16 protein-coding genes and 1 pseudogene are annotated in these 20,363 nt (G+C 51.8%); 13 read left to right on the plus strand and 4 right to left on the minus strand.

What is annotated here, in order from left to right; all coding sequences use genetic code 11:
* Window positions 1-121 precede the first annotated feature (121 nt).
* Window positions 122-1,921, plus strand: coding sequence for an MFS transporter (locus tag MO867_RS02725; RefSeq protein WP_256473711.1), 1,800 nt, complete (start codon window positions 122-124; stop codon window positions 1,919-1,921).
* A 72-nt stretch (window positions 1,922-1,993) separates the two neighbouring features.
* Here the strand turns inward: MO867_RS02725 and MO867_RS02730 are convergent, their stop codons facing one another.
* On the minus strand, window positions 1,994-3,925 hold the full coding sequence (locus MO867_RS02730) for a cytochrome c/FTR1 family iron permease (protein WP_252464414.1): 1,932 nt from the start codon (window positions 3,923-3,925) through the stop codon (window positions 1,994-1,996).
* 169 nt (window positions 3,926-4,094) lie between these two features.
* Here MO867_RS02730 and MO867_RS02735 point away from each other — a divergent pair, with 169 nt between their 5' ends.
* The 11 genes from MO867_RS02735 (at window position 4,095) to MO867_RS02785 (ending at window position 15,944) form a co-directional block, all read left to right on the plus strand.
* Window positions 4,095-4,574, plus strand: coding sequence for a glutathione peroxidase (locus tag MO867_RS02735; RefSeq protein WP_252464415.1), 480 nt, complete (start codon window positions 4,095-4,097; stop codon window positions 4,572-4,574).
* Complete coding sequence (locus MO867_RS02740; RefSeq protein WP_305884228.1) at window positions 4,574-5,047, plus strand: MarR family winged helix-turn-helix transcriptional regulator; 474 nt, start codon at window positions 4,574-4,576, stop codon at window positions 5,045-5,047. The genes MO867_RS02735 and MO867_RS02740 overlap by 1 nt, the downstream gene beginning before the upstream one ends.
* 389 nt (window positions 5,048-5,436) lie before the next feature.
* Window positions 5,437-6,972, plus strand: coding sequence for a 2-isopropylmalate synthase (locus tag MO867_RS02745; protein WP_252464416.1), 1,536 nt, complete (start codon window positions 5,437-5,439; stop codon window positions 6,970-6,972).
* The gene (locus MO867_RS02750; RefSeq protein WP_252464417.1) at window positions 6,973-7,758 is read left to right on the plus strand and encodes a hypothetical protein; all 786 of its coding nucleotides are present in this window, start codon (window positions 6,973-6,975) and stop codon (window positions 7,756-7,758) included. It begins immediately after the preceding gene.
* Window positions 7,759-7,763: 5 nt separating this feature from the next.
* Window positions 7,764-8,231: a ribosomal protein S18-alanine N-acetyltransferase gene (gene rimI / locus MO867_RS02755; RefSeq protein ID WP_252464418.1), complete on the plus strand. Its 468-nt coding sequence runs from the start codon at window positions 7,764-7,766 to the stop codon at window positions 8,229-8,231.
* Between the two features lie 127 nt (window positions 8,232-8,358).
* Complete coding sequence (locus tag MO867_RS02760; RefSeq protein ID WP_252464419.1) at window positions 8,359-9,741, plus strand: MATE family efflux transporter; 1,383 nt, start codon at window positions 8,359-8,361, stop codon at window positions 9,739-9,741.
* Between the two features lie 225 nt (window positions 9,742-9,966).
* A complete protein-coding gene (locus MO867_RS02765) occupies window positions 9,967-11,280 on the plus strand; it encodes a YHYH protein (protein ID WP_252464420.1) in 1,314 nt (437 codons plus the stop codon).
* A gap of 313 nt (window positions 11,281-11,593) precedes the next feature.
* Window positions 11,594-12,958 (plus strand): YHYH protein, encoded by a 1,365-nt coding sequence (locus tag MO867_RS02770; protein WP_252464421.1) that lies wholly within the window; start codon window positions 11,594-11,596, stop codon window positions 12,956-12,958.
* A gap of 30 nt (window positions 12,959-12,988) precedes the next feature.
* Window positions 12,989-13,531: a hypothetical protein gene (locus MO867_RS02775; protein WP_252464422.1), complete on the plus strand. Its 543-nt coding sequence runs from the start codon at window positions 12,989-12,991 to the stop codon at window positions 13,529-13,531.
* 295 nt (window positions 13,532-13,826) lie between these two features.
* Window positions 13,827-15,263, plus strand: a complete 1,437-nt coding sequence (locus tag MO867_RS02780; protein WP_252464423.1) for an ATP-binding protein — start codon at window positions 13,827-13,829, stop codon at window positions 15,261-15,263.
* Window positions 15,264-15,269: 6 nt separating this feature from the next.
* Window positions 15,270-15,944 carry a response regulator gene (locus MO867_RS02785; RefSeq protein WP_252464424.1) on the plus strand — a complete coding sequence of 225 codons (675 nt, stop codon included), beginning with the start codon at window positions 15,270-15,272 and terminating at the stop codon, window positions 15,942-15,944.
* 41 nt (window positions 15,945-15,985) lie between these two features.
* Here the strand turns inward: MO867_RS02785 and MO867_RS02790 are convergent, their stop codons facing one another.
* Window positions 15,986-17,752 (minus strand): aminopeptidase P family protein, encoded by a 1,767-nt coding sequence (locus tag MO867_RS02790; RefSeq protein ID WP_252464425.1) that lies wholly within the window; start codon window positions 17,750-17,752, stop codon window positions 15,986-15,988.
* A 549-nt stretch (window positions 17,753-18,301) separates the two neighbouring features.
* Here MO867_RS02790 and MO867_RS23905 point away from each other — a divergent pair.
* Window positions 18,302-18,553, plus strand: a pseudogene (locus tag MO867_RS23905) (Arm DNA-binding domain-containing protein); the annotation flags it as partial.
* Between the two features lie 54 nt (window positions 18,554-18,607).
* On the opposite strand, the gene MO867_RS02795 reads toward MO867_RS23905, so the two are convergent.
* A complete protein-coding gene (locus MO867_RS02795) occupies window positions 18,608-19,555 on the minus strand; it encodes a Y-family DNA polymerase (RefSeq protein ID WP_252464426.1) in 948 nt (315 codons plus the stop codon).
* Window positions 19,556-19,945, minus strand: coding sequence for a LexA family protein (locus MO867_RS02800; protein WP_252464427.1), 390 nt, complete (start codon window positions 19,943-19,945; stop codon window positions 19,556-19,558).
* Window positions 19,946-20,363: the final 418 nt, after the last annotated feature.

The following is a 20,363-nucleotide window of genomic DNA, read 5'->3' on the forward strand; positions in this document are numbered from 1 at the left end:
TGCACATCATTTTCCGCTGACGAATCGTTGAAAACTATCCATTGCTCCAGAGCAGTACAGGGATGAAGGGCTATCAATGGCTCAAAGCAACCAGTTCAAGCTCCTCTCCAGTCGCCGCTTTATGCCTCTGTTTGTCTCTCTATTAAGCAGCGTATTTAATGACAGCCTGTTCAAAAACTCTCTACTCGTACTGCTGGCATTCCATTTGGCCAAAGCGGAAGCCAATACACTGATCAACCTCGCTAGCAGCCTCTATGTCATACCTTATTTTCTTTTTTCATTGGCCGCAGGGCAGCTGGCTGACAAGTATGAAAAAAGTCGCGTCATAAGAATTATTAAAGCTGCTGAGATACTTATCGCTGTGCTTGGCACTATTGCGCTACTCACTAATGACCGGGTTTTAAGTTTTATCGTATTGATGCTTTTTGCCACACATACAGCCCTCTTCAGTCCAGTTAGGTATGCCATTTTACCGCAGCACCTAAAAAAACCGGAATTGCTGGGAGGTAATGGATTGGCCCAGGTCGCATCCTTTGCCGGCCTATTGGTTGGAACCATTGTTGGTACCTTACTCGCCGGTTATATAGGTCAGGGAAAACCCGGCCTGTTGTACTTAAGTTTGGTTATGGTCACTGTCGCTATACTCGGCTACTTCAGCAGCAAAGCAATTCCCCTCGCCCCTTCCTCGGCCCCCAATTTAAAAATCTACTGGAACCCCATCACACAGACATTAAGGATCATGCGGGAGGTGGTTAAAATCCCGACAGTATTTTATGCAATTATTGCGAATTCTTGGTTCTGGTTATTAAGTACAGCATACCTAACCCAGGTCCCCAGCTTTGTCAGAAACGTGTTAGGTGCCAGTGAACCAGTAATCACCTTACTCCTTTGCTGCCTGACAATTGGAGTTGCCATTGGCTCATTGATGTGTGAAAGCCTGTCCCGTGGACGTGTTGAACTGGGACTGGTGGCAGTAGGTGGACTGGGCATGACCGTGGCAGGAGCTTGGTTAGGTATCCTATCGGGGGGCTACCAGATGCTCTCCAACGCTTCTCTTATCGAATATCTAAAGAGCGATGGCGGTTACACTATCTTATTTATCACAACTTTTTTTGGCACTGCAGGCGGCATATTTATCGTACCGCTATATACCATTATTCAGGACAGAACGTCTGAAAAAATTCGCGCCCAAGTGATTTCTGTTAATAATGTGCTCAATGCCTTATTTGTTGTCATTATCTCTATTACCATTATCGGACTTCTGGATCTTGCTAGGATGACGATTCCACAACTGTTTTCCCTACTTGCAGTCCTAAATTTTTTCATGTTGGTCCTCTTAGTCTTTCGAATGCCTGAAATGTTATTCGATACCCTGGCTTGGCTTACCTATTTCCTCCCCAGGCGCACTAGATACGAAGGGCTTGAACGACTCCCCCCTGACGGGCCTGCACTTCTGCTTGCTAGTTACTCAAACTTACTAACGCCATTTATTATTAGCGGAGCAACGCCGCGTAAAGTTCGCTTTATCCCCAGTGATTCCATTACGAACAGCCCCTCACTTCACGCACTGTTACGCAAAAGCGACTCCGTACCAAAAAACTACTATGGCCCCCAAACTCCAGAGCCAAAGAGAAAACATGTCGCCATCCGTGAAGCGGAAAAAAATCAACAACTACTGTGTATTTTGGTTGAAGAAAATAGCAAAGAAGAGCTTGAAGGGCTTGTTATACTCCTTAAGGAAATTCTGCAAGAATCATCATTACCGCTAATCCCTCTATCGATAAAAGGCTCATTAAGCCGTGACCCAACATCTTATCGACGAAACTTGAAAACACTCGTGCAAGTCAGTAGTCCAATTCCAGTCTCAGATATTACCCTAAAACGGTTGTCCGATAATTTAAAGGGAGCTTCGTTGCTCTAGAACGAATATAGAAACGAGAGGGAGGAAGAAATTGAGGAGGGTACCCACAGAACCGTGGGTACCCTAGGCTATTTAGGCCGCTTTAGCAGGAGAAGAGTCCGAACGATTGCCTTTCAACAGCAACCACAGCGCGACGACCAGTATCGCACCCTGCACACCCACACCCTGCCAAGTGGAATAAATACCCAGCCAGTCGAAGCTGAGATTCACCGGCAGGGGATTAATCGCAATCCAAGCCGCTTCTTGCAACGCAGCTATAGCCTTGCCTGCCAGTACAAACGACAGTGCCAGCAAGACATAGGTCGTCATATAGAAGAACTTACCAATCGGCAGGCGGGCGGAGTAGCGCACAAACGCAACTCCCACGATCGCCAACAATACAGCACCTGCCGCCAAGCCACCCCAGAGAGCGCTATATTGATTTGAAGCCGTCTGCACCAGCAACGCCTGATAGAACAGGATAGTTTCAAAAATTTCACGATACACAGCGATAAACGCAAGGCCAGCCACTCCCCAGAGGGCACCGGTACTGAGACTGCGATTTATGCTGTTTAGGATATATTGCTGCCACTGATCCGCCTGGGTCTTGCTGTGCATCCAGAAGCCCACATAGAAAAGCACCACTGCCGCCAAAAGCGCTGCGACTCCTTCCATCACCTCTCGGCTCGCGCCGCTAATGGAAATCAAGCTCTGTGCGGCAACCCAGGTGGCGACACCGGCGACAGCAGCACTGACCCAACCCAAATGAACAAATTTCAAAGCATCGCGGCGGCCGGTTTTAATCAGGATGGTAGTGAGGGCAATAACCACCAGCAATGCTTCAAGTCCTTCCCGCAAGAGAATCAGTAAACTGGCTAAAAACAAGGTGCCCGCAGAAAGGTTAGCGTCCTGCATCAATGATTCTGCTCGACCCAACTGCTCCTGGATTACCTGTACCTGGGCTACAACTTGTTCAGGATTACTGTCAGCATTCAGCTGGCTACGCAGGCCCAGCAGCTCGCGTTCAGTGGTTTTACGCAGGTTGGCATCGAGAGAATCCAGGGAGCTTTCCGCCAGTTCAAAGCCATCCAGGTAAGCGCTGATGGCCAGGGTTCTCGCATAGGTATAATCACCCGCTTGATAGGCCACCAGGGATTTTTCCAGCTGCGCACGCGCCATCTCAATGGGCTCTGAACCCATATTTCGCTCGCTTACAAAGAACGCGCTCGGATCTGCACGCAATGTCGCAATCGTCTCACCAGATAACTCCGGTCGGTCATTGTGCAGAACATTGGGGCTGTACATAACAACATCCTGCAAACTGGGTTTGGCCCCGCCAACTTGGCCAGCTCCGCCCTGGAAAGCCAGGCTGCCGACATAAAAAGCCAGAGACCAACGCTGCTGCTCATTCAGGTTCTGAAAGGCTGTCATAGCGGTGCCATCGATACCATTACTAATGGCATCGTAAAGCCCCAGTACAGAGCGGTTTTCCGCGCGCTCTAACTCATGGAAATTTGTCGGTGCAGGCTCCAATTGAGCCGCTAGGGGGCCGTCACCTTTACCCTCGACACCGTGACAGGTAATACACTGCGCCTGATACAAAACCCGGCTCTCTTCGACACTGAGCAATGCGGTCGGTAGCGATAGTGCCGGCGCGATAGCCAAAAGCCCCTGTCGCAACTTGGCGGTATGGGCCTGCACCTCGTCAATCCCACCTTTGCGCAGGATCGCGGCCTGTAAGGCCTGGGCCTCCGCACGAATCATCTGGGCCTCAGCTGATTCCTGTAGCTTTGCGCCGCGATCAATCAAGACCTCGGCAAACTCCTGCATTTCTTCGAATTCATCCTCATTGATAATCGCCCCCTCAGCCACGGCCTCAGGGTAATCCACACCAATGTACTCCGCCATCTGCATCAGCTGGCGCAACTCCTGCTCTGAGAGACCAGGGGCCTGGGCTTGTACGGGTAGAACCGTGATGGTCAGCAGCGCCAGTAGCAGGCGGGCCAAATGTAAGGTGGAGCGCATTGAGAGTCCTTTACTGTTAGTGCAACAGGAGTGAGTCATTTGGCGCATAATATAATTGATTATTATTCTCATAATAAAGCCTGCAAAGGTCATCACCTGAATAAAATTGTTGCAAAATAAATTGCACACAATTAAATTGTGAGCAATGCAAATACATCAGGACACCCCAATGAGCGACCTATATTCAATCCCAGTACAAACCGCCGGTGGGCAAACCACCTCTCTCTCTGAGTACAAAGACCAAGTCGTACTTATCGTCAATACCGCGAGCAAGTGCGGATTTACCAAGCAATATGAAGGTCTCGAAGACCTGTACAAGAAATATAAAGATCGCGGTTTTGCCATTTTGGGCTTCCCCTGCAATCAATTCGGCAAGCAGGAGCCCGGTAGTGATAACGAAATCCAGGAGTTCTGCCAGCTAAACTTTGGCGTCAGCTTTCCCGTATACGCCAAGTTGGACGTCAATGGTGCAGAGGCCCACCCCCTCTTTGTAGAGCTCAAGAAGCGCGCACCTGGCCTCTTGGGGACAGAGGGGATCAAATGGAATTTCACCAAGTTCCTGATTGGCAAGAATGGCGGCAGCATCAAACGCTATGCGCCAAAAGATGCACCGGAGTCACTGGAAGTTGAAATCGAGCGGTTGCTTTGATGGTTGTCTGTGACGACGACTCCAGTGACTTGGCACTGAACCGCCAATTATGCTTTGCCCTCTATGCCGCTTCCCGAGCGATGACCCGCGCTTACCAGCCGATGCTGAAAGCGCTGGGAATCACTTATCCACAATATCTGGTGTTGATGGTACTGTGGGAGTGGGCCTCTGCAGAGGCCCAGCAGGAGGAAGAGCCTAGTGTCAGTGCTCTGGGACAAAGGCTGATGCTGGACTCTGGCACCCTGACCCCACTCCTTAAACGAATGGAGCAAAACGGGTTGGTGTTACGCCGTCGCAGTAAGCGGGATGAACGTATTACCCTGGTCGAAGTCACATATGAAGGACTCACTCTCAAGCCAAAAGCCCGTGAGTGGGTGTCATCGCAGCTAGAAAGTAGTTCTATCAACCGCAATGATGTTGAACGCTTACACCGCGACCTGTGGCAGTTCCTGCATAAATTGACTGACATTTAATCGTAAAGAAGGCTTCCCCACTGACAATCATCAGCTGGGGGACCCAAAATATTAAGATAAAAAACCATAAAAAATCACATATTAGGAGAAAACCACCAAGAAATGACTCACATTATTGAATATTAGGATAATCATTGACCACCACAACATCTTAACTTCATAATACCTGCAATCCGAACTAACGCGGAAACTGCAGTATATGAAGACTCCATTTTTTGCCCACAACCCGTCTGTTCTCGCCCTAGCTTTCTCGCTACGACTGCCCCTGCGCGGCATATAATTTTTCTCCCCCCCACCCCCAACAGAATTCCAAACTTTATTTGATCGATGCGTAGACAGCGGCAAGCCCCCCTGTTTAGCCTCAAAGCAAATAAGGAGAACAGACGGAAATGAGCACTAAAAAAGATAAGTTAGTCATTTTTGATACCACTCTGCGTGACGGCGAGCAGAGCCCTGGCGCCTCTATGACAAGAGAGGAAAAGATTCGCATTGCCCGCATGCTTGAGAGAATGCGTGTGGATGTCATTGAAGCTGGTTTTGCTATTGCCAGTCCCGGCGATTTTGAATCCGTTAAAGCGGTTGCTGAAACAGTGACTGATTCGCGAGTTTGCAGCTTGGCCAGAGCCGTAAATGCCGATATTGAACGTGCCGGTGAAGCCCTAAAAAACGCCAATGCATCGCGTATTCACACGTTTATCGCCACCTCCCCTATCCATATGAAGTACAAACTGCAAATGGAGCCTGAGGACGTGCTACAGCGGGCGGTAAAAGCGGTGCAAACCGCTTGTCGCTTCACAGATGACGTGGAGTTTTCCCTAGAGGATGGCAGCCGCTCCGAACCTGAATTTATGTACCGTATTATTGAAGCGGTGATCCGAGCCGGCGCAGGCACCATCAATATCCCAGATACTGTTGGCTACGGTGAACCTGAAGAATATGGGGCCATGTTCCGGCGGGCCATCGAAAATGTGCCCAATTCAGACAAGGCCATTTTCTCCACTCACTGCCACAATGACCTGGGGCTTGCCGTAGCCAATTCACTCTCTGCAGTGATGAATGGCGTTCGCCAAGTAGAGTGCACCATTAATGGCTTGGGTGAGCGGGCCGGTAACGCCTCGCTGGAAGAGATCGCCATGGCGGTACAAACCCGCCAAGACCTATATCCCGTGGAAACCGGTCTCGACACCAGCCATATTGTGCCCACTTCCAGAATAGTGTCATCGATCACCGGCTTCCCAGTGCAACCCAATAAAGCCATTGTTGGCGCCAACGCTTTTGCCCACGAGTCCGGCATTCACCAGGACGGTGTACTCAAACACCGCGAAACCTACGAAATTATGCGTGCTGAAGACGTGGGCTGGGGGCAAAACCGCCTGGTGTTGGGCAAGCACTCCGGCCGCGCCGCCGTGCGTGCCCGCTATGGCGAGCTCGGTGTAGATTTCTCCAGTGCCGAGGAATTCCAGCAGGCATTCGCCCGCTTCAAAGATCTGGCCGACAAGAAACACGAGATTTTTGATGAAGACCTACATTCATTAGTGACGGGCGGCGAATCCCCAATAGAGCGCTTCAAACTGAGCGACCTAGACGTTCGCAGCAAAATCGGATGCGCCCCCCAGGCCTTTGTCAGCTTGATGATTGATGGTGAGGCCCACCAGACCGCAGCCAATGGTGGCGGACCCGTGGATGCCACTTTTAAAGCCATCGAGCAATTGGTCAGCAGCGGAGCAGAACTAAAACTCTATTCTGTGAATGCGGTAACCCAGGGAACCGATTCCCAAGGCTCGGTAACCGTGCGCCTGGAAAAGGACGGCCGACTGGTCAACGGTGTTGGCGCAGATACCGATATCCTGATTGCCTCCGCACAAGCCTACTTGGATGCGTTAAACTTGCTCGCCATTAGTGAGAGTAAGAAACAGGGCGTGTAAGTGAACGAGTTGCAGCGGGCAGAATATTTATCAGTACTGGGCATCTCTAGTTATGTGCCTCGATTTGTCCTACCGCTCGCACCCAGCCCCCGGCAGGCAAAGCTGCCCCCCGCTGAAGCAATAGCGGTTCCGGGGGCGGACCCGTTTCCATCCTCAGCGGGGTTAAGAACAAATCCTCTGCTGCAATCGGCAGAGCAGATCACCACTGCTCCAACACAGCGGGCGAACACTACGGTCCGGGTGCTGAAAGAAATCAGCGCCTTAACCGGAGAGACGCAGCGCCCTCCCACAACGGTCTCTGCGCCGATTGCGTCACCACAGAAAGCGGTAAAACCCTTTGTCTTGAACACCTGGCGTATCGGCGCAGAAGTACTGGTTATTGACAGCCATGAGCCCGGCGCCGCCCTACCCCTTGAAGCCCTGTTCAACAATATTATCCGTGCCCTCTTCTGGCATCAGCTGCCCCGCCAGCAGGAGCGTCTGCACTGGCCCCTGACCGAGAACCGTTTCGGTCCCGCCGAGGATGCCTCCCAGGCTCGCGATACCTTCTCCAGTTGGCTCGAAGCCTCCTGCGCCCGTCTTCCGGTGAAATCTATCTGGTTGATGGGTTCAGAATCACAGGAATTTTGTAGCCCCATCGCCCTGACTCAAACAATCAGCGAGTGGAATGGCGCGCAGCTCATCACCATGCCGAGCCTCTCACTGTTGTTACAGGAACCGGAGCACAAAGGCCCCCTTTGGAAGCTTTTGCGCAGCCGTTACCCAGCTGAAACTCGTGCAGAGTGACAATATTGGATCGCACTGATATGCGTCTACGCGTGGCATCGGCTAAAGACAGCGCGGCGTTAGCGCTACTGGCCGAAAATGCCCACAACCACGCCTGGAGCGAATCCCAGTACCAACAGAGCTTCAGCGCCGGCCACTATTGCTGGGTGATGGAGCAGAGCAAAAACATCATCGCCTGCTGTGTTACCAGTAAACTATTGGACGAAGCAGAAATCCTGGATATTGCCGTATCCCCAGCATGGCGCCGCCGAGGGCTGGCCGAAGCTCTGCTGGAGAATCTGATCGCAACATTACCGGCAGAGATCGCTCGGCTTTTACTCGAGGTGCGGGTATCCAATCTTGCCGCGCGCTCCCTCTACCGCAAACTGGGTTTCTCCGAGGACGGGATGCGCAAGAATTACTATCCCGCGCTGGATGGTCGTCGCGAGGATGCTGTACTCATGAGTCTCGCTCTGAATGGCGCTCAGTCGTAGAATGAGTCTCTCAAGCGAAATTCCCGCCTTGCCAATAAGGCCCTGAACCCGCGAACAGTCGAGCCCCTTCCTCACGGCGCGATTCCCGGCTTCCCAACCCGCTCGTTGGATTGACAAAGAGATTTACATGTCCCAATCAAAAAGCAGCCCATCACTGCTGGAAGGCTCCGTGTCCAGTCACTTGCAAAGACTGGCGCTGCCCATGGTCTGGGGTATTCTCGCCGCCATGTCGTTTAACATCGTGGATACCTATTTCGTTTCCCAACTGGGAAATGGTCCATTAGCGGCAATGAGTTTTTCTTTCCCAGTAGTGATGGCTATCAATAGCTTCGCAATTGGTCTCGGCGCCGGTACTTCTTCTGCGGTGGCGCGGGTTTATGGTGCCGGAGATATCCAACGTGTGCGCCGCCTGGTTACCGATGCTTCCGTCCTGGCGTTATTGATTGCTATTGCAATCACTGTGATCGGGGTCGCCACCATGGAACCGCTGTTCAAGCTGTTGGGTGCCGGCCCAGAAATGCTACCTCTGATCGCCGATTACATGATCCCCTGGTATCTCGGCACCATCTTTGTGATCGTACCAACTGTCGCGCTCGCAGCCCTCCGCGCAATTGGTAACAGCGCCGTGACCGGTCGAATCATGGTGGCGGTAGCGCTCTTGAATCTGGTACTCGACCCTATTTTGATTTTTGGGCTTTTCGGCTTCCCCCGACTGGAACTACAAGGTGCAGCAATCGCCACAGTGACAGTGCGAGCCTTAAGTTTTATTGCCGCGCTTTATTTTGTGATCCGCAAAGAACGCCTGATGGCAGCGCCCCAGTGGCATCTTAAAGGCTTATTGGAATCTTGGCGTAGCGTATTGGCAGTGGGACTGCCCGCAGTAATGACCAATGTCATTATTCCTGTTTCGGGAGGTGTGGTCGTTGCGCTGGTTGCGGTTCACGGCGACGATGCCGTGGCTGGACTCGGCGTTGCACTGCGGGTAGAACCCCTGGCACTGATCGTCTTTTATGCACTCTCCGCCGTTGTCGGTCCCTTTATGGGACAAAATGCCGGAGGAGAAAAAATCGACCGTCTTCGTGAAACTGTAAGCGTACTGGCGCGGTTTTGCCTAGTGTTTGGCGCAGGGCTGGCGATCATCCTGTATTTTGTAGCGGAACCCCTCGTGAGTCTATTCAGTGACTCTCCCGAGGTTCTTGCCGTCGCCGTCGCCTACCTCACCCTGGTACCCTTCAGTTATGCGGGATACGGCTTCGTTATGTCCGCCAATGCAGCATTTAACGGCCTCGGCAGGCCTCTTCCGGCAACCGTCATTTCCTTCTTGCGCGTGCTGGGGGTTTACCTGCCCCTGGCCTGGCTCGGGAACAGCATGTGGGGCATGACGGGCCTGTTTATAGCCACAGCTGCAGCTAACCTTATTCTCGGTGCGATTTCATGGTGGTGGCTGCGACATGACACACACCAACGCACTGCTGAAGCGGCCCCCAGCCCCCAGCTATCTGTCAATTAGAAACACCTTGTGTCGGGTTCTTCAGGGCCCGGCACAAACCCCTCGCATTCAGCAGCAACCCCTCCCCTGCAAAACAATGAATTCACTGCCTTAAAACGCAACGTACACATTGCTTCCGCTTTTTACCGATAATTTCTGAAGCCGCCAAAGTTCAACAGACAAAGGGCAGTCTCCGCAACATAGGGCCGCCTCTTTTTCTTACCGTGAAACATGGATGGTGACTCAATGAAGATCCTGGATTTTTACAGCCCGCAATCCCGGTCCCTAGTTAGCAGCGCACTGGCGATACTTCTTGTCTGCGCCCCAATCACAGCCTGCAACAACGATGATTCGGACCCGTCCCCTCCTGACGACGACAGCGACGGGGACAGCGGTCCATGGATACTGAATACCGACGATGAACGCGCACCCTATATTTATGAGAGCAATAGCAATGAACAAGTATTGGTGAATGTTCAAAGTATCGAAACTGTGACTGTTGACGGCAAAGAATACACACACATATCAGCTACCGGCATTCCGGATTATAAAACCGAAATCTCCGACTCTCTCTACCACTGGTTGATCAATCGACCGAAAGCTGCCACCGATTTTGTCGGTGGCAGTCCCCTAGTACAAATTGGCGATATCGTCAGTTTTGGTCAGGACATTGGCTACAGCAGTAATCCAGGCTCCTGCAGCGTGGGCGCTGGCTACGGCTTCTGGCCCCCAGGGCCCGTCTGTCCTGAAAACATCACCCACGATGGCTACCTCCCAACCGTACCCGAGGTATCCACTGAAGCCTGTGAGAGTGGGCTCGGAGTGCAGGGCTACTGGGTCAACGGCACCTCCATTTATCAATGGAGCGATGGCCAATCGCTAAACGGAACCTGGCACACCCTCGCCCCCGTGGCCGAAATGTACGATGTCGATATCTGTGGAGGACATGCCGCTCGGGGCGATTATCACCACCACTTTTACAGCGATTGCCTCGCAGAACTGGTTGCCGACAGCGGGGATAGCCACTCTCCAATATACGGGTATACCGCTGATGGCTTCCCAATTTACGGCCCCTGGGAGGCCGATGGCGTACTCGCACAAAGCAGCTGGGTTACCCGGGACTACGATGCCCCAAACTCAACCAGCAGGTGCAGTACCGCCGGTGAGCGCACCTGTGTGCTGATTGACGAATACGACTTATCACAGGGCACAGAGAGCATCGGCGAAGCGGGCCCCAGTACCAGTGGTACCTTTACTTCCCTGTCCGGCAACGTATTTCAAACTACCAGCGGTTTCTTTTACCAGGACTACTATTGGAACCCCGACTTAACCAGCCAGGGCGACGCTAACCTGGACCAGTACAATGGCCACAACAACAATGAGCGGGGTTACCACTACCACCTGACCGTGGTGCTAGATGGCGAAGGCCAACTGATTCCCTCTTTCCCCTACACATTTGGTCCAAGGTTTTACGGAGAGCTGGATGATCAGACCGTTGTCAGTGTTTGCTCCGATGAAGTCGGCGGAGGCATGCCGCCGGGGCCACCCCCCAGGGAATAAAATCACTTCCACAAACAGTATGGGTATCAGCAGGGGAGAAACCCTCTCGACCAACAATTAACATTCCCTACTCGGCCCGGAGCCAAAACCTATAAATGGCACTGGGTCGATTGCACCTCCTAAACCATTTGTTGAGTTTATTTTTCACAACCAAAATACATCAGTGCAACACATACCTTTGACTCCGCGCACAAAATAAAAAGAAAGTGAAAACTAATCAGCAACACTGCACAGCTGGTTAATAATCATCCACATTTTGTCCACTTTTCTACGCTAGTTTCAGGCTCAACCCCTCCCAAAGCCACGGTGTATTATGAGAATAACGAAAATTTTTGACCGGGACGGCCAGTCCATATTGCCCTACGCATTCGCACTGCTAATGATCTCTGGAATATTGCAAGGGTGCGGTGGGGGCAGCAGCTCCTCATCTGACTCTTCGGACACCACGACAGAAGACAGTGATGGTTCGGATTCAGGCGATGATTCCGGGGGTGATGACGATTCATCGGATAACAGTGATGATTCCAGTTCAAGCACTGACAGCGGAGTATGGATACTCAATAGCGGCGATGAGAGAGCGCCCTATATTTACGAAAGTAACAGCAATGAACAAGTACTGGTCAATGTTCAAAGCGTCGAATCTGAAACCGTCGATGGCAAAGAATATACCGTGGTATCCGCAACCGGAATCCCCTATTACACCATTGAAATTACTCAGAATATTCTCGACGCTCTGATAGAGCGTCCAAAAGCATCCAGCGATTTTTTAACCGGCAGTCCCTATGTCAGCGTTGGCGATATTGTCAGCTTTGGAGAGGATATTGGATACCAGAGTAATTCTTCCTGTGGTGCAGAAGCCGGCTATGGTTTCTGGCCACCCGGACCTGTCTGCCCAGAAAATGTCTCTCATGTTGGCTATATTCCGGTTGAGCCTGAACCCTCATCTGAAACCTGTGAAACAGGGCTCGGTGTGCAGGGTTATTGGGTGAATGGCACTTCAATTTATCAATGGGGTGATGGCCAATCCGTCAATAATACATGGCACACTCTCGCACCACTCGCCGAAGTCTACGATGTCGATATTTGTGGTGGTCACGCAGCAAATGGCGATTATCACCACCATTTCTATAGTGATTGTCTGGCAGAACTTGTCGGGGATATCGGCGATGGCCACTCCCCTATTTACGGTTATACCGCCGACGGTTATGCCATTTATGGCCCCTGGGAGAGTGAAACTGTACTCGCAGAAAGTAGCTGGGTAGCTCGCGATTATGATGACTCATCATCCGACAGTGGTTGTGGCATCGCCGGCGAGCGCAGTTGTCTGCTTGTGGATGAATACGATGTTTCCCAAGGCGTGACAACAACCTCTAATACCGGACCCACCACCAGCGGGTCTTACACTTCGTTGTCTGGAAATGAATTCGAAACTACTAGCGGTTTTTTCTATGAAGACTATTACTGGGACGAAGCACTGACCTCACAAGGCGGGGCCTATTTAGACCAGTACAACGGCCACTCTGACGACGACCGGGGGTACCACTATCACCTCACCGTCACTGTCGACAGTGGTGGGCAGCTGACTCCCGCTTTTCCCTTTACTTTTGGACCACGTTTTTTCGGAAAGCTGGATGATCAAACCATCGTCAGCCAATGCTCAACCACCATTGGCCGCTAACTCATATCCAAAATTGGGAGTGGGAGATAGATGAATATTTGCAGGTACCTTATCGCCGGGTCTTTGATCTGGGCAGTCGCAACTTCGTTAATGACACAAGCAGCTCAGCCAAATTCCCACGCAGGTCACAATGGCGATCAACACCCCGTGATAGAGATACCTTTGCATGTCGCCACTCCCAGGGTCGAGCTGGATATCAGTCGTGATGACCTCTCCGGCTATAATCTTCACATTGACTATGATCGCTTCGAACTGGAATCGCCCCGCTACGCCTGTGATTCCTCTGAGCAGTTCCTGGAGGGACACGCACACCTCTATATCAATGGCGAAAAGATCCGGCGCCTTTATGGGCCGGATTTGCATATTCCCGGAAAATTATTAAAACCCGGTTTTAACCAGATCACGGTTACCCTTAATGCTCACGATCACAGCACCTGGAGCCGCGGTGGAAAACGAATTTTGGCAACCCTATTTGTGCAACTCGACAAGAAAAATCTGGTACAGCACCGTTTCTCAACATCTCCGATAGAGAGCGGTAAAGAGATAACAGACACTAGCAATTCCAGCGATTAACCAGCAACGGCAGTCCGCTGTGGCGATCACCCTCGGACACAACAGAGTACTCAGAGTACTAAGGTCCTCTGGTCGATCGCCGATAAAGACCCGCCCCCACCTTGATCAACCTCGGCATTCAACAGGCTTGTGCAACTCTCGGCCACCATGAGTTGCACAAAACTGAAGATTGCCCTGACATTTACAGTGAGTGTAGGCTTGCCCCATGGACAGCTCTCACCTGAAACTGACCATCAGAAAATGCGCCTTTGCGCCCACTGTAAATGAAGTGCTGATGGAGCCCAAGCAATAAGCTATGTCGTTAAATATCCGCTACAAACTCAGTCTCGCATTCCTGTTGACGGCGGCAATTACCGTGGGCGGAATGTTTGTATTCTTCCAGTGGAGCTTTAGCCATGGTTTTATGAACTATATCCAGTCGCAAGAGCTGCGCAAAGCGGATGATCTGGTGGAGGAACTACAAAACATCTATGCGCAGGACGGCAACTGGCAGTCCCTGGAAGGTAACAGTATGCGCTGGCAGAGACTGCACAGACGGTTACTATTCAGCCATTTCGATGAAATGCTCCCTCCTCCCCCACCACCACCACCCGGTATGAGAGGCCCGCGTCATCCGCCAGGCCCCAGGGGCAACTCTTTTACCGCACGCCTCAGCCTGCTGAATAAAGAAAAGAAAATACTGATCGGCCATTTTTCGCGATCGGGTAAAATAACAATGCAACCACTGACTGTGGATGGGGAAACTGTTGGCTACTTGGGCATCACCCCCCCAGAGGTATTGTCCAATGATTTGGAGCTAGGGTTTATCCAGCAGCAGTCGCACACTTTTGCGCTTATTTCCATAGCTACATTTATTATTGCTCTGGCAATTGCCCTGCCGTTGGCCTGGCAGTTGGTGCGGCCCATCCGCAAACTTACCGAGGCAACCCATCAACTTTCCTCAGGGGAATACAAGACTCGTATCGATATCGAACAAAAAGATGAACTCGGCCAATTAAGCGCGGACTTTAATCGGCTCGCCGCCACGCTAGAAGCCAATGAAGATGCTCGCAACCGCTGGATGGCTGATATCTCCCATGAGTTGCGCACCCCTCTAGCAGTCCTTAAAGGGCAAATTGAAGCCATTCAGGATGGCGTCAGGACAGCATCGGCAGAGAACCTACGCATACTGCACACCAAGATCCAGCAGCTGAGCCGCCTTATCGATGATCTCTATGAACTATCTCTCTCAGATGCAGGCGCTTTAAGTTACTGCAAATCTGATATCCCTTTGGTGAAAACGCTTCGCAGTGTTATTGAGGATTTTCAAGTTGCATTCGAGCAAAAAAATATTCTCTTGAGCAGCAATATCCATCTATCCGAAGACAAACTGGTCTACGCCGATGAAGCGCGGCTCAATCAGTTATTCAGCAATTTGCTAACCAACAGCCTGCGCTATACCGACAGTGGTGGACAGCTTAAAATAACCGCGCGCTGCGAGGCTCGAACCGTAATAATCACTCAGGAAGATTCCGCACCGGGTGTTGCCAACGGCGACATCCCTCACTTGTTTGAGCGTCTGTATCGCGCTGACAGCTCGCGGAGCCGAGAAACGGGAGGGGCCGGATTGGGACTGTCGATTTGTCAAAATATTGTTAATGCACATGAAGGCAGCATCTCAGCGACTCCGTCTACTTTGGGCGGCCTCGAAATTAGTATATTTTTACCCCTCAGCCAAAGGATTAAATGGTAGTAAGCTATGAGCGCAAAAATATTAATTGTCGAAGATGAAACAGAACTTGCGCACTTACTTCTGGATTATCTACGAGCAGCAAACTATCAGGCCGAAATTATTTCTGATGGCATTCAGGTTATCCCAACCATTGACACGATTCACCCAGATTTGATTCTACTGGACCTGATGTTACCGGGAAGAAATGGCATAGAGATCTGCGAAGAGATTCGCCTGAAAGGCAACGATGTGCCCATCATTATGATGACAGCGCGAGTTGAAGAGTCCGATCGCCTACGCGGCCTTGAATCTGGAGCCGACGACTATGTCTGTAAGCCGTACAGCCCACGTGAACTGGTAGCCAGAGTCAAAGCAGTATTACGTCGCCGACCACAGAAAGACAGCACCGACAACAGCGGTATTGAACTGGACAGAAATACCGGGCAGCTGCGTCTCGAGGGTAAGGATGCCAACCTCACCGCATTGGAGTTTCACTTGTTTGACCTTCTATACAGTGAGCCGGGAAGGATTTTTTCACGTGAGCAAATTATGGACCGCATCTATTCCGACTACCGCGTAATCAGCGATCGTACTATCGACAGCCATATTAAAAAGGTTAGAAAAAAAATTACCGCGTTGAAGCCCGATAAAGAGTTGATTCACTCCGTCTACGGTGCCGGCTATAAATTTGAACTGCAGTAAGGCCTGGATAGCTTTGGGGGCAAAGCCCCCGAAGCTGCGTATCACAACGGCTCGGTAGCAGCCTGCAACCAATTCGCTGTTTTTTCATTAACCAGGGGTTTTATGACTTCCTTCACCCGTTGGTGATAGGCGTTCAACCAATCCCTCTCTCTTTCAGAGAGCAGGTCAACATCAATCAAGTTTCGATCAATCGGCGCCAGCGTCAGCTCTTCAAACTCCAGGAAGCCCGGGTAGCTCTCACTCTTTTTCACAAATACCAAATTTTCAATACGAATACCGTACTGACCAGTGAGATAAAAGCCCGGCTCATTGGAGACAATCATACCCGGCGAGAGAGCAACTCCAGTCACTGCTTTACCGATACGCTGCGGTCCCTCATGAACACTCAGGAAACTACCAACTCCATGCCCAGTACCATGGGCATAATCCAGCCCTACATCCCACAGTGCACGCCGGGCAATCGCATCAATCTGCTCGCCACAAGTGCCCTGGGGAAAGCGCAAAGTGGCAATCGCAATATGCCCTTTCAGAACCCGGGTGAAGTTTTCTTTTGCAGAGGGGGGAAACTCACCCAGAGCGATAGTACGAGTAACATCAGTAGTGCCATCGGGATACTGGCCTCCCGAGTCACACAAATAAATCCCCCCCAGCTCCATCGGCAAACTGGACTCAGGACTCACCCGATAGTGCACAATCGCGCCATTGGACGCATAGCCCGAAATGGTCTCAAAACTGTTGCCCTGAAAACCTTCACGAGCCTCTCTCATGCTGCGTAATAACTTTACGGCTGCCAGTTCATCAAAGCCACCAGCGCCAACCCGATCAGGTATTTCTGCCAGAAATTCGCACAAAGCAGCACCATCGCGTTCATGAGCAGCCTGGCTACCCGCCAGTTCAACCGGATTCTTGCAAGCCTTAGTGCCCGTCACTGGATCCCCGTCCAGTAACAACTCAATATCAAGAGCCCGCAATTGTTGCAGGGTCCAGCAATTACTGATGAGGGGATCTACCCATATTTTATTGACATGCCGACGCTTGATGGCATCAAACAGCTCTGCTTTATTCGCAACCAGGGTGACCTCCTGATCCAGATGTTCAACCAGGGCTTCACCCACTGCATTTTTGCCCAAGTAGAGCGTCGCGCTGCCATCCCGATAAAGCACCGCGTTAGCCAACACTACAGGTAAGTGAGGAATATCCTCTCCACGGATATTAAAGAGCCAGGCACAGCTCTCAGGGTTTGGCAACCACAGTGCATCAGCACGCTGCTCGGTGAGGGACATCGCGATACGTTTTCGCTTCTCCCTCGAGTGCTCACCGGTAAAGGTAATCGGATGTGGACGGGCCGGCCCACAAGGGGACGCCGGTCGGTCGCTCCAGATAGCATCAATAGGATTTTGTTCCAAAGGCTGCAGCAAGATATCTCGCTCGGCGAGCCGCCTTTTCATCAGTGCCAACCCCGGTTCAGTGTGCAGGCGAGGATCGTACCCCAATAACTGGCCGGCACTCAGTTGGCTACATACCCACTGAACCATGGCCGTATTATCGAGGCTCATCAACCCTATCGGCTGATCTCCCAGCTGTTGCTGCGCCTGCAGGGTATAGCGCCCATCGACAAACAATGCAGCCTCCCGACTGCCAACGGCTGCCATTCCTGCAGAACCGGTAAAGCCTGTGAGCCAGGGCAAGCGTTCATCCGCAGCAGGCACACTCTCATTCTGATATTCATCGGCACGAGGTACCAGAAAAGCATCGACCCCTTGCCGCTGTAACTCCTCCCGTAATGCCTGTAAACGCTTCCCGCTCATAGCCCCCCCTTCGTTTTCTGAGAATACGACCGCTAAAGTACAGTCTTTTGCCAACCATGCACTAAATCATTGTGCTTTAGTGTTACTCCCAAACCCAAACGGATTTGAGCAATTTACCCAAGTCCGCCAGCCCCACTGGCAATTGAGCCCATTGACATGGCCCTTTTCGCCAAGCAGGTAGACTGACAAGTCTAAGTCTGCAGTATACCCCACCCTCGAAACGGTGCCCGCGTGTATAGTGCGCCTCTATTTTTTCGAATATCTAGCGATCGAATTTTAACGTATGGGTCAAAGTTCCTCTCTGGCAGGCTTTGCCGGCCGCCGCACCTTCGCTATCATTTCCCAGCCCTATAAATTAGCGGCAGTCACAGGCTGACAACCTACGACAAAAAACCAATGAAGCCCGCATAAAACCCTGCTTTTAAGCCTTACACCCGCGACAGCCTCCGCCAACCAAAACTAATCCCAGCCTCAAAAAATGTGTACATAGACGTGTACACAAAACGTCTTTTTATTAGCCTCAAGAAATGTGTACACAAGGACAACGTCATGGCTTTATCTGACACTTGGCTGAAAGCGAATACTGGCAAGAAGATAGAAAAGCGATTTGAAAAGGCTGATCGCGATGGCCTTAGCGTGCGGGTCACACCGCAAGGGAAAATCACTTTTCAGCTTCGCTACCGTTACGACAGGAAGGCGGCCCGCATTGATCTCGGCTCCTATCCATCATTGACACTCAAAAATGCTCGAGGTGAAGGGCTGCGCCTTAAGGGGAAACTGGAGCAAGGTTATGACCCCAGAGTGGTGAGGCAGCTGGAAAAGCAAGCGATTTTCAATGCCGACTCTTTAGAGGAACTATTTCTGCAGTGGTACCACTCCTACTGCAAAGAGAATAAGAAAGGGCACCATGAAATCCTGCGCTCTTTTCAATTGTATGTTTTCCCTATGGATCGACTTTACCAGCGATTTTTGAGCCCGCAGTTTCTCCGCCGCCCGGCTCGCGTACAAGGTGGCAACCTGTAGTATCGGCTGTAAGTCTGTGAGCTTTTCACCAAAGGAGCGGGTGCAATAGATCTGCTTCTTGGCCGGGGGTTCTTCCTCCAGGCCCAGGCAGGGAATCCCGTTTAGCTCTTCAATAGTACGCTCAATATTCACGTTGATACGGCGGCGCAGGATTTTCGGGTTGGCCTGCGCCAGGTCATAGGCAGTCTCAATGCCAAAATCCGCGAGGCGCCTGGTGAGGCGTCGGCCAATGCCCCAAACATCATTGACGGCGGTGCGTTGCTGCATCCACTGCCACTTTTCCGGCGTATCCAACGCACAGACGCCATCGCACTTGGGGATTTTCTTGGCTGCGCGATTGGCGAGCTTGGCCAGGGTTTTACTGGGGGCAATACCCACTCCCACAGGCATACGGATGTTACGCCAGAGAGTGTTACGGATCTTGCGGCCGTAGTCCTGCCAATCCTCCTGCAGCCCGTGAAGGTCCAAAAACATCTCATCGATGCTGTAGACCTCCACATTGGGGCCGAACTCCCGCAAGGTTGTCATTACCCGGTGGGAGATATCGCCATACAAGGAATAGTTACTGGAGAAGGTCGCCACCCGATGCTTACGCAGCAGGTGCAGCACCTTAAAGAAGGGCTCGAGGTCTCCGATGCCCAGTAACTTTGCCTCCTTGGAGCGCGCCACCACAAAGCCATCATTGTTAGAAAGTACCACTACCGGACGCCCGCGCAGGTCGGGCCGAAATATCTGTTCACAGCTGGCGTAACAGCTGTTGCAATCCACCAGTACCAGCATTCAGTGCGATCGGTGGTAGCGCACAGAAGCCTTCACCACCCCCTCCACAATCAGCTCCTGTCCTTCCCAAATAGGGATAGCAGCATACTTGTCATTGGCAGACAGCAGTCTCCCTTGCTTAAGATCCAGAATCTTGCAGGTGAGTTGGCCATCCAGGGCGACCACAACGACATCACCGCTCACGGGTGTCAGGGAGCGATCGACAATGAGGATGTCGCGGTCAAAGATGCCTACCCCTTGCATTGAATCGCCATTGGCGCGGGCCATGAAAGTGGCCGGGGGATTGGTGATTAGGTGCTCATCGAGGCTGAGGGGCTGCTCTTTGTGGTCATCTGCTGGTGAGGGAAAGCCGCAGCTGACGCCGCTGGTGTAGAGTGGGGATAGGTTCATGTGGGCTCACGGAATACTGTATATGCATACAGTCTATTGCTGACACCCTTGGAGGGCAAGTTGCCTGTGCGACTAGGGCGCCGCACAGGCCGTTAAGCTCAGGCTGATTCGGCGCCGCAACCCCCTTTTGATTCAACCGTATAGATCACCCCCTGAATGCATTGCTCACCTCCTTCCCTATCAACTGTAAAACTGCATCCCTTGCGGCCACATTGGGGCGGCTTGTGACCCATTCTAAGGCCGTACAAAGGCTACACACCCGTTGTAGTTGCTTGATGTGCGCTCTCATCGGCATAAACCACCTCCTTTAAAACCGCGAATCCATACTGCCGCACCAACTCCATGAACGGCAGCAGTTATCTGGCACTGGTTGCTAGCTGTTTACACCGGCTTTTGACGACAGGCAAGCCAACGCTAC

The sequence above is a fragment of the Microbulbifer okhotskensis genome, from assembly GCF_023895975.1.
In the GTDB taxonomy this organism is placed as follows: Bacteria; Pseudomonadota; Gammaproteobacteria; order Pseudomonadales; family Cellvibrionaceae; genus Microbulbifer; species Microbulbifer okhotskensis.

Bases quoted from the DNA above. Each gene is read 5' to 3' on its own strand.
- MO867_RS02795 (WP_252464426.1), bottom strand. From the start codon at position 19,555: ATGCTGGTACTGGTGGATTGCAACAGCTGTTACGCCAGCTGTGAACAG.
- MO867_RS02785 (WP_252464424.1), top strand. From the start codon at position 15,270: ATGAGCGCAAAAATATTAATTGTCGAAGATGAAACAGAACTTGCGCAC.
- MO867_RS02730 (WP_252464414.1), bottom strand. From the start codon at position 3,925: ATGCGCTCCACCTTACATTTGGCCCGCCTGCTACTGGCGCTGCTGACC.
- MO867_RS02775 (WP_252464422.1), top strand. From the start codon at position 12,989: ATGAATATTTGCAGGTACCTTATCGCCGGGTCTTTGATCTGGGCAGTC.
- MO867_RS02790 (WP_252464425.1), bottom strand. From the start codon at position 17,752: ATGAGCGGGAAGCGTTTACAGGCATTACGGGAGGAGTTACAGCGGCAA.
- MO867_RS02735 (WP_252464415.1), top strand. From the start codon at position 4,095: ATGAGCGACCTATATTCAATCCCAGTACAAACCGCCGGTGGGCAAACC.
- MO867_RS02760 (WP_252464419.1), top strand. From the start codon at position 8,359: ATGTCCCAATCAAAAAGCAGCCCATCACTGCTGGAAGGCTCCGTGTCC.
- MO867_RS02740 (WP_305884228.1), top strand. From the start codon at position 4,574: ATGGTTGTCTGTGACGACGACTCCAGTGACTTGGCACTGAACCGCCAA.
- MO867_RS02765 (WP_252464420.1), top strand. From the start codon at position 9,967: ATGAAGATCCTGGATTTTTACAGCCCGCAATCCCGGTCCCTAGTTAGC.
- MO867_RS02770 (WP_252464421.1), top strand. From the start codon at position 11,594: ATGAGAATAACGAAAATTTTTGACCGGGACGGCCAGTCCATATTGCCC.
- MO867_RS02745 (WP_252464416.1), top strand. From the start codon at position 5,437: ATGAGCACTAAAAAAGATAAGTTAGTCATTTTTGATACCACTCTGCGT.
- MO867_RS02725 (WP_256473711.1), top strand. From the start codon at position 122: ATGCCTCTGTTTGTCTCTCTATTAAGCAGCGTATTTAATGACAGCCTG.
- MO867_RS02780 (WP_252464423.1), top strand. From the start codon at position 13,827: ATGTCGTTAAATATCCGCTACAAACTCAGTCTCGCATTCCTGTTGACG.
- MO867_RS02800 (WP_252464427.1), bottom strand. From the start codon at position 19,945: ATGAACCTATCCCCACTCTACACCAGCGGCGTCAGCTGCGGCTTTCCC.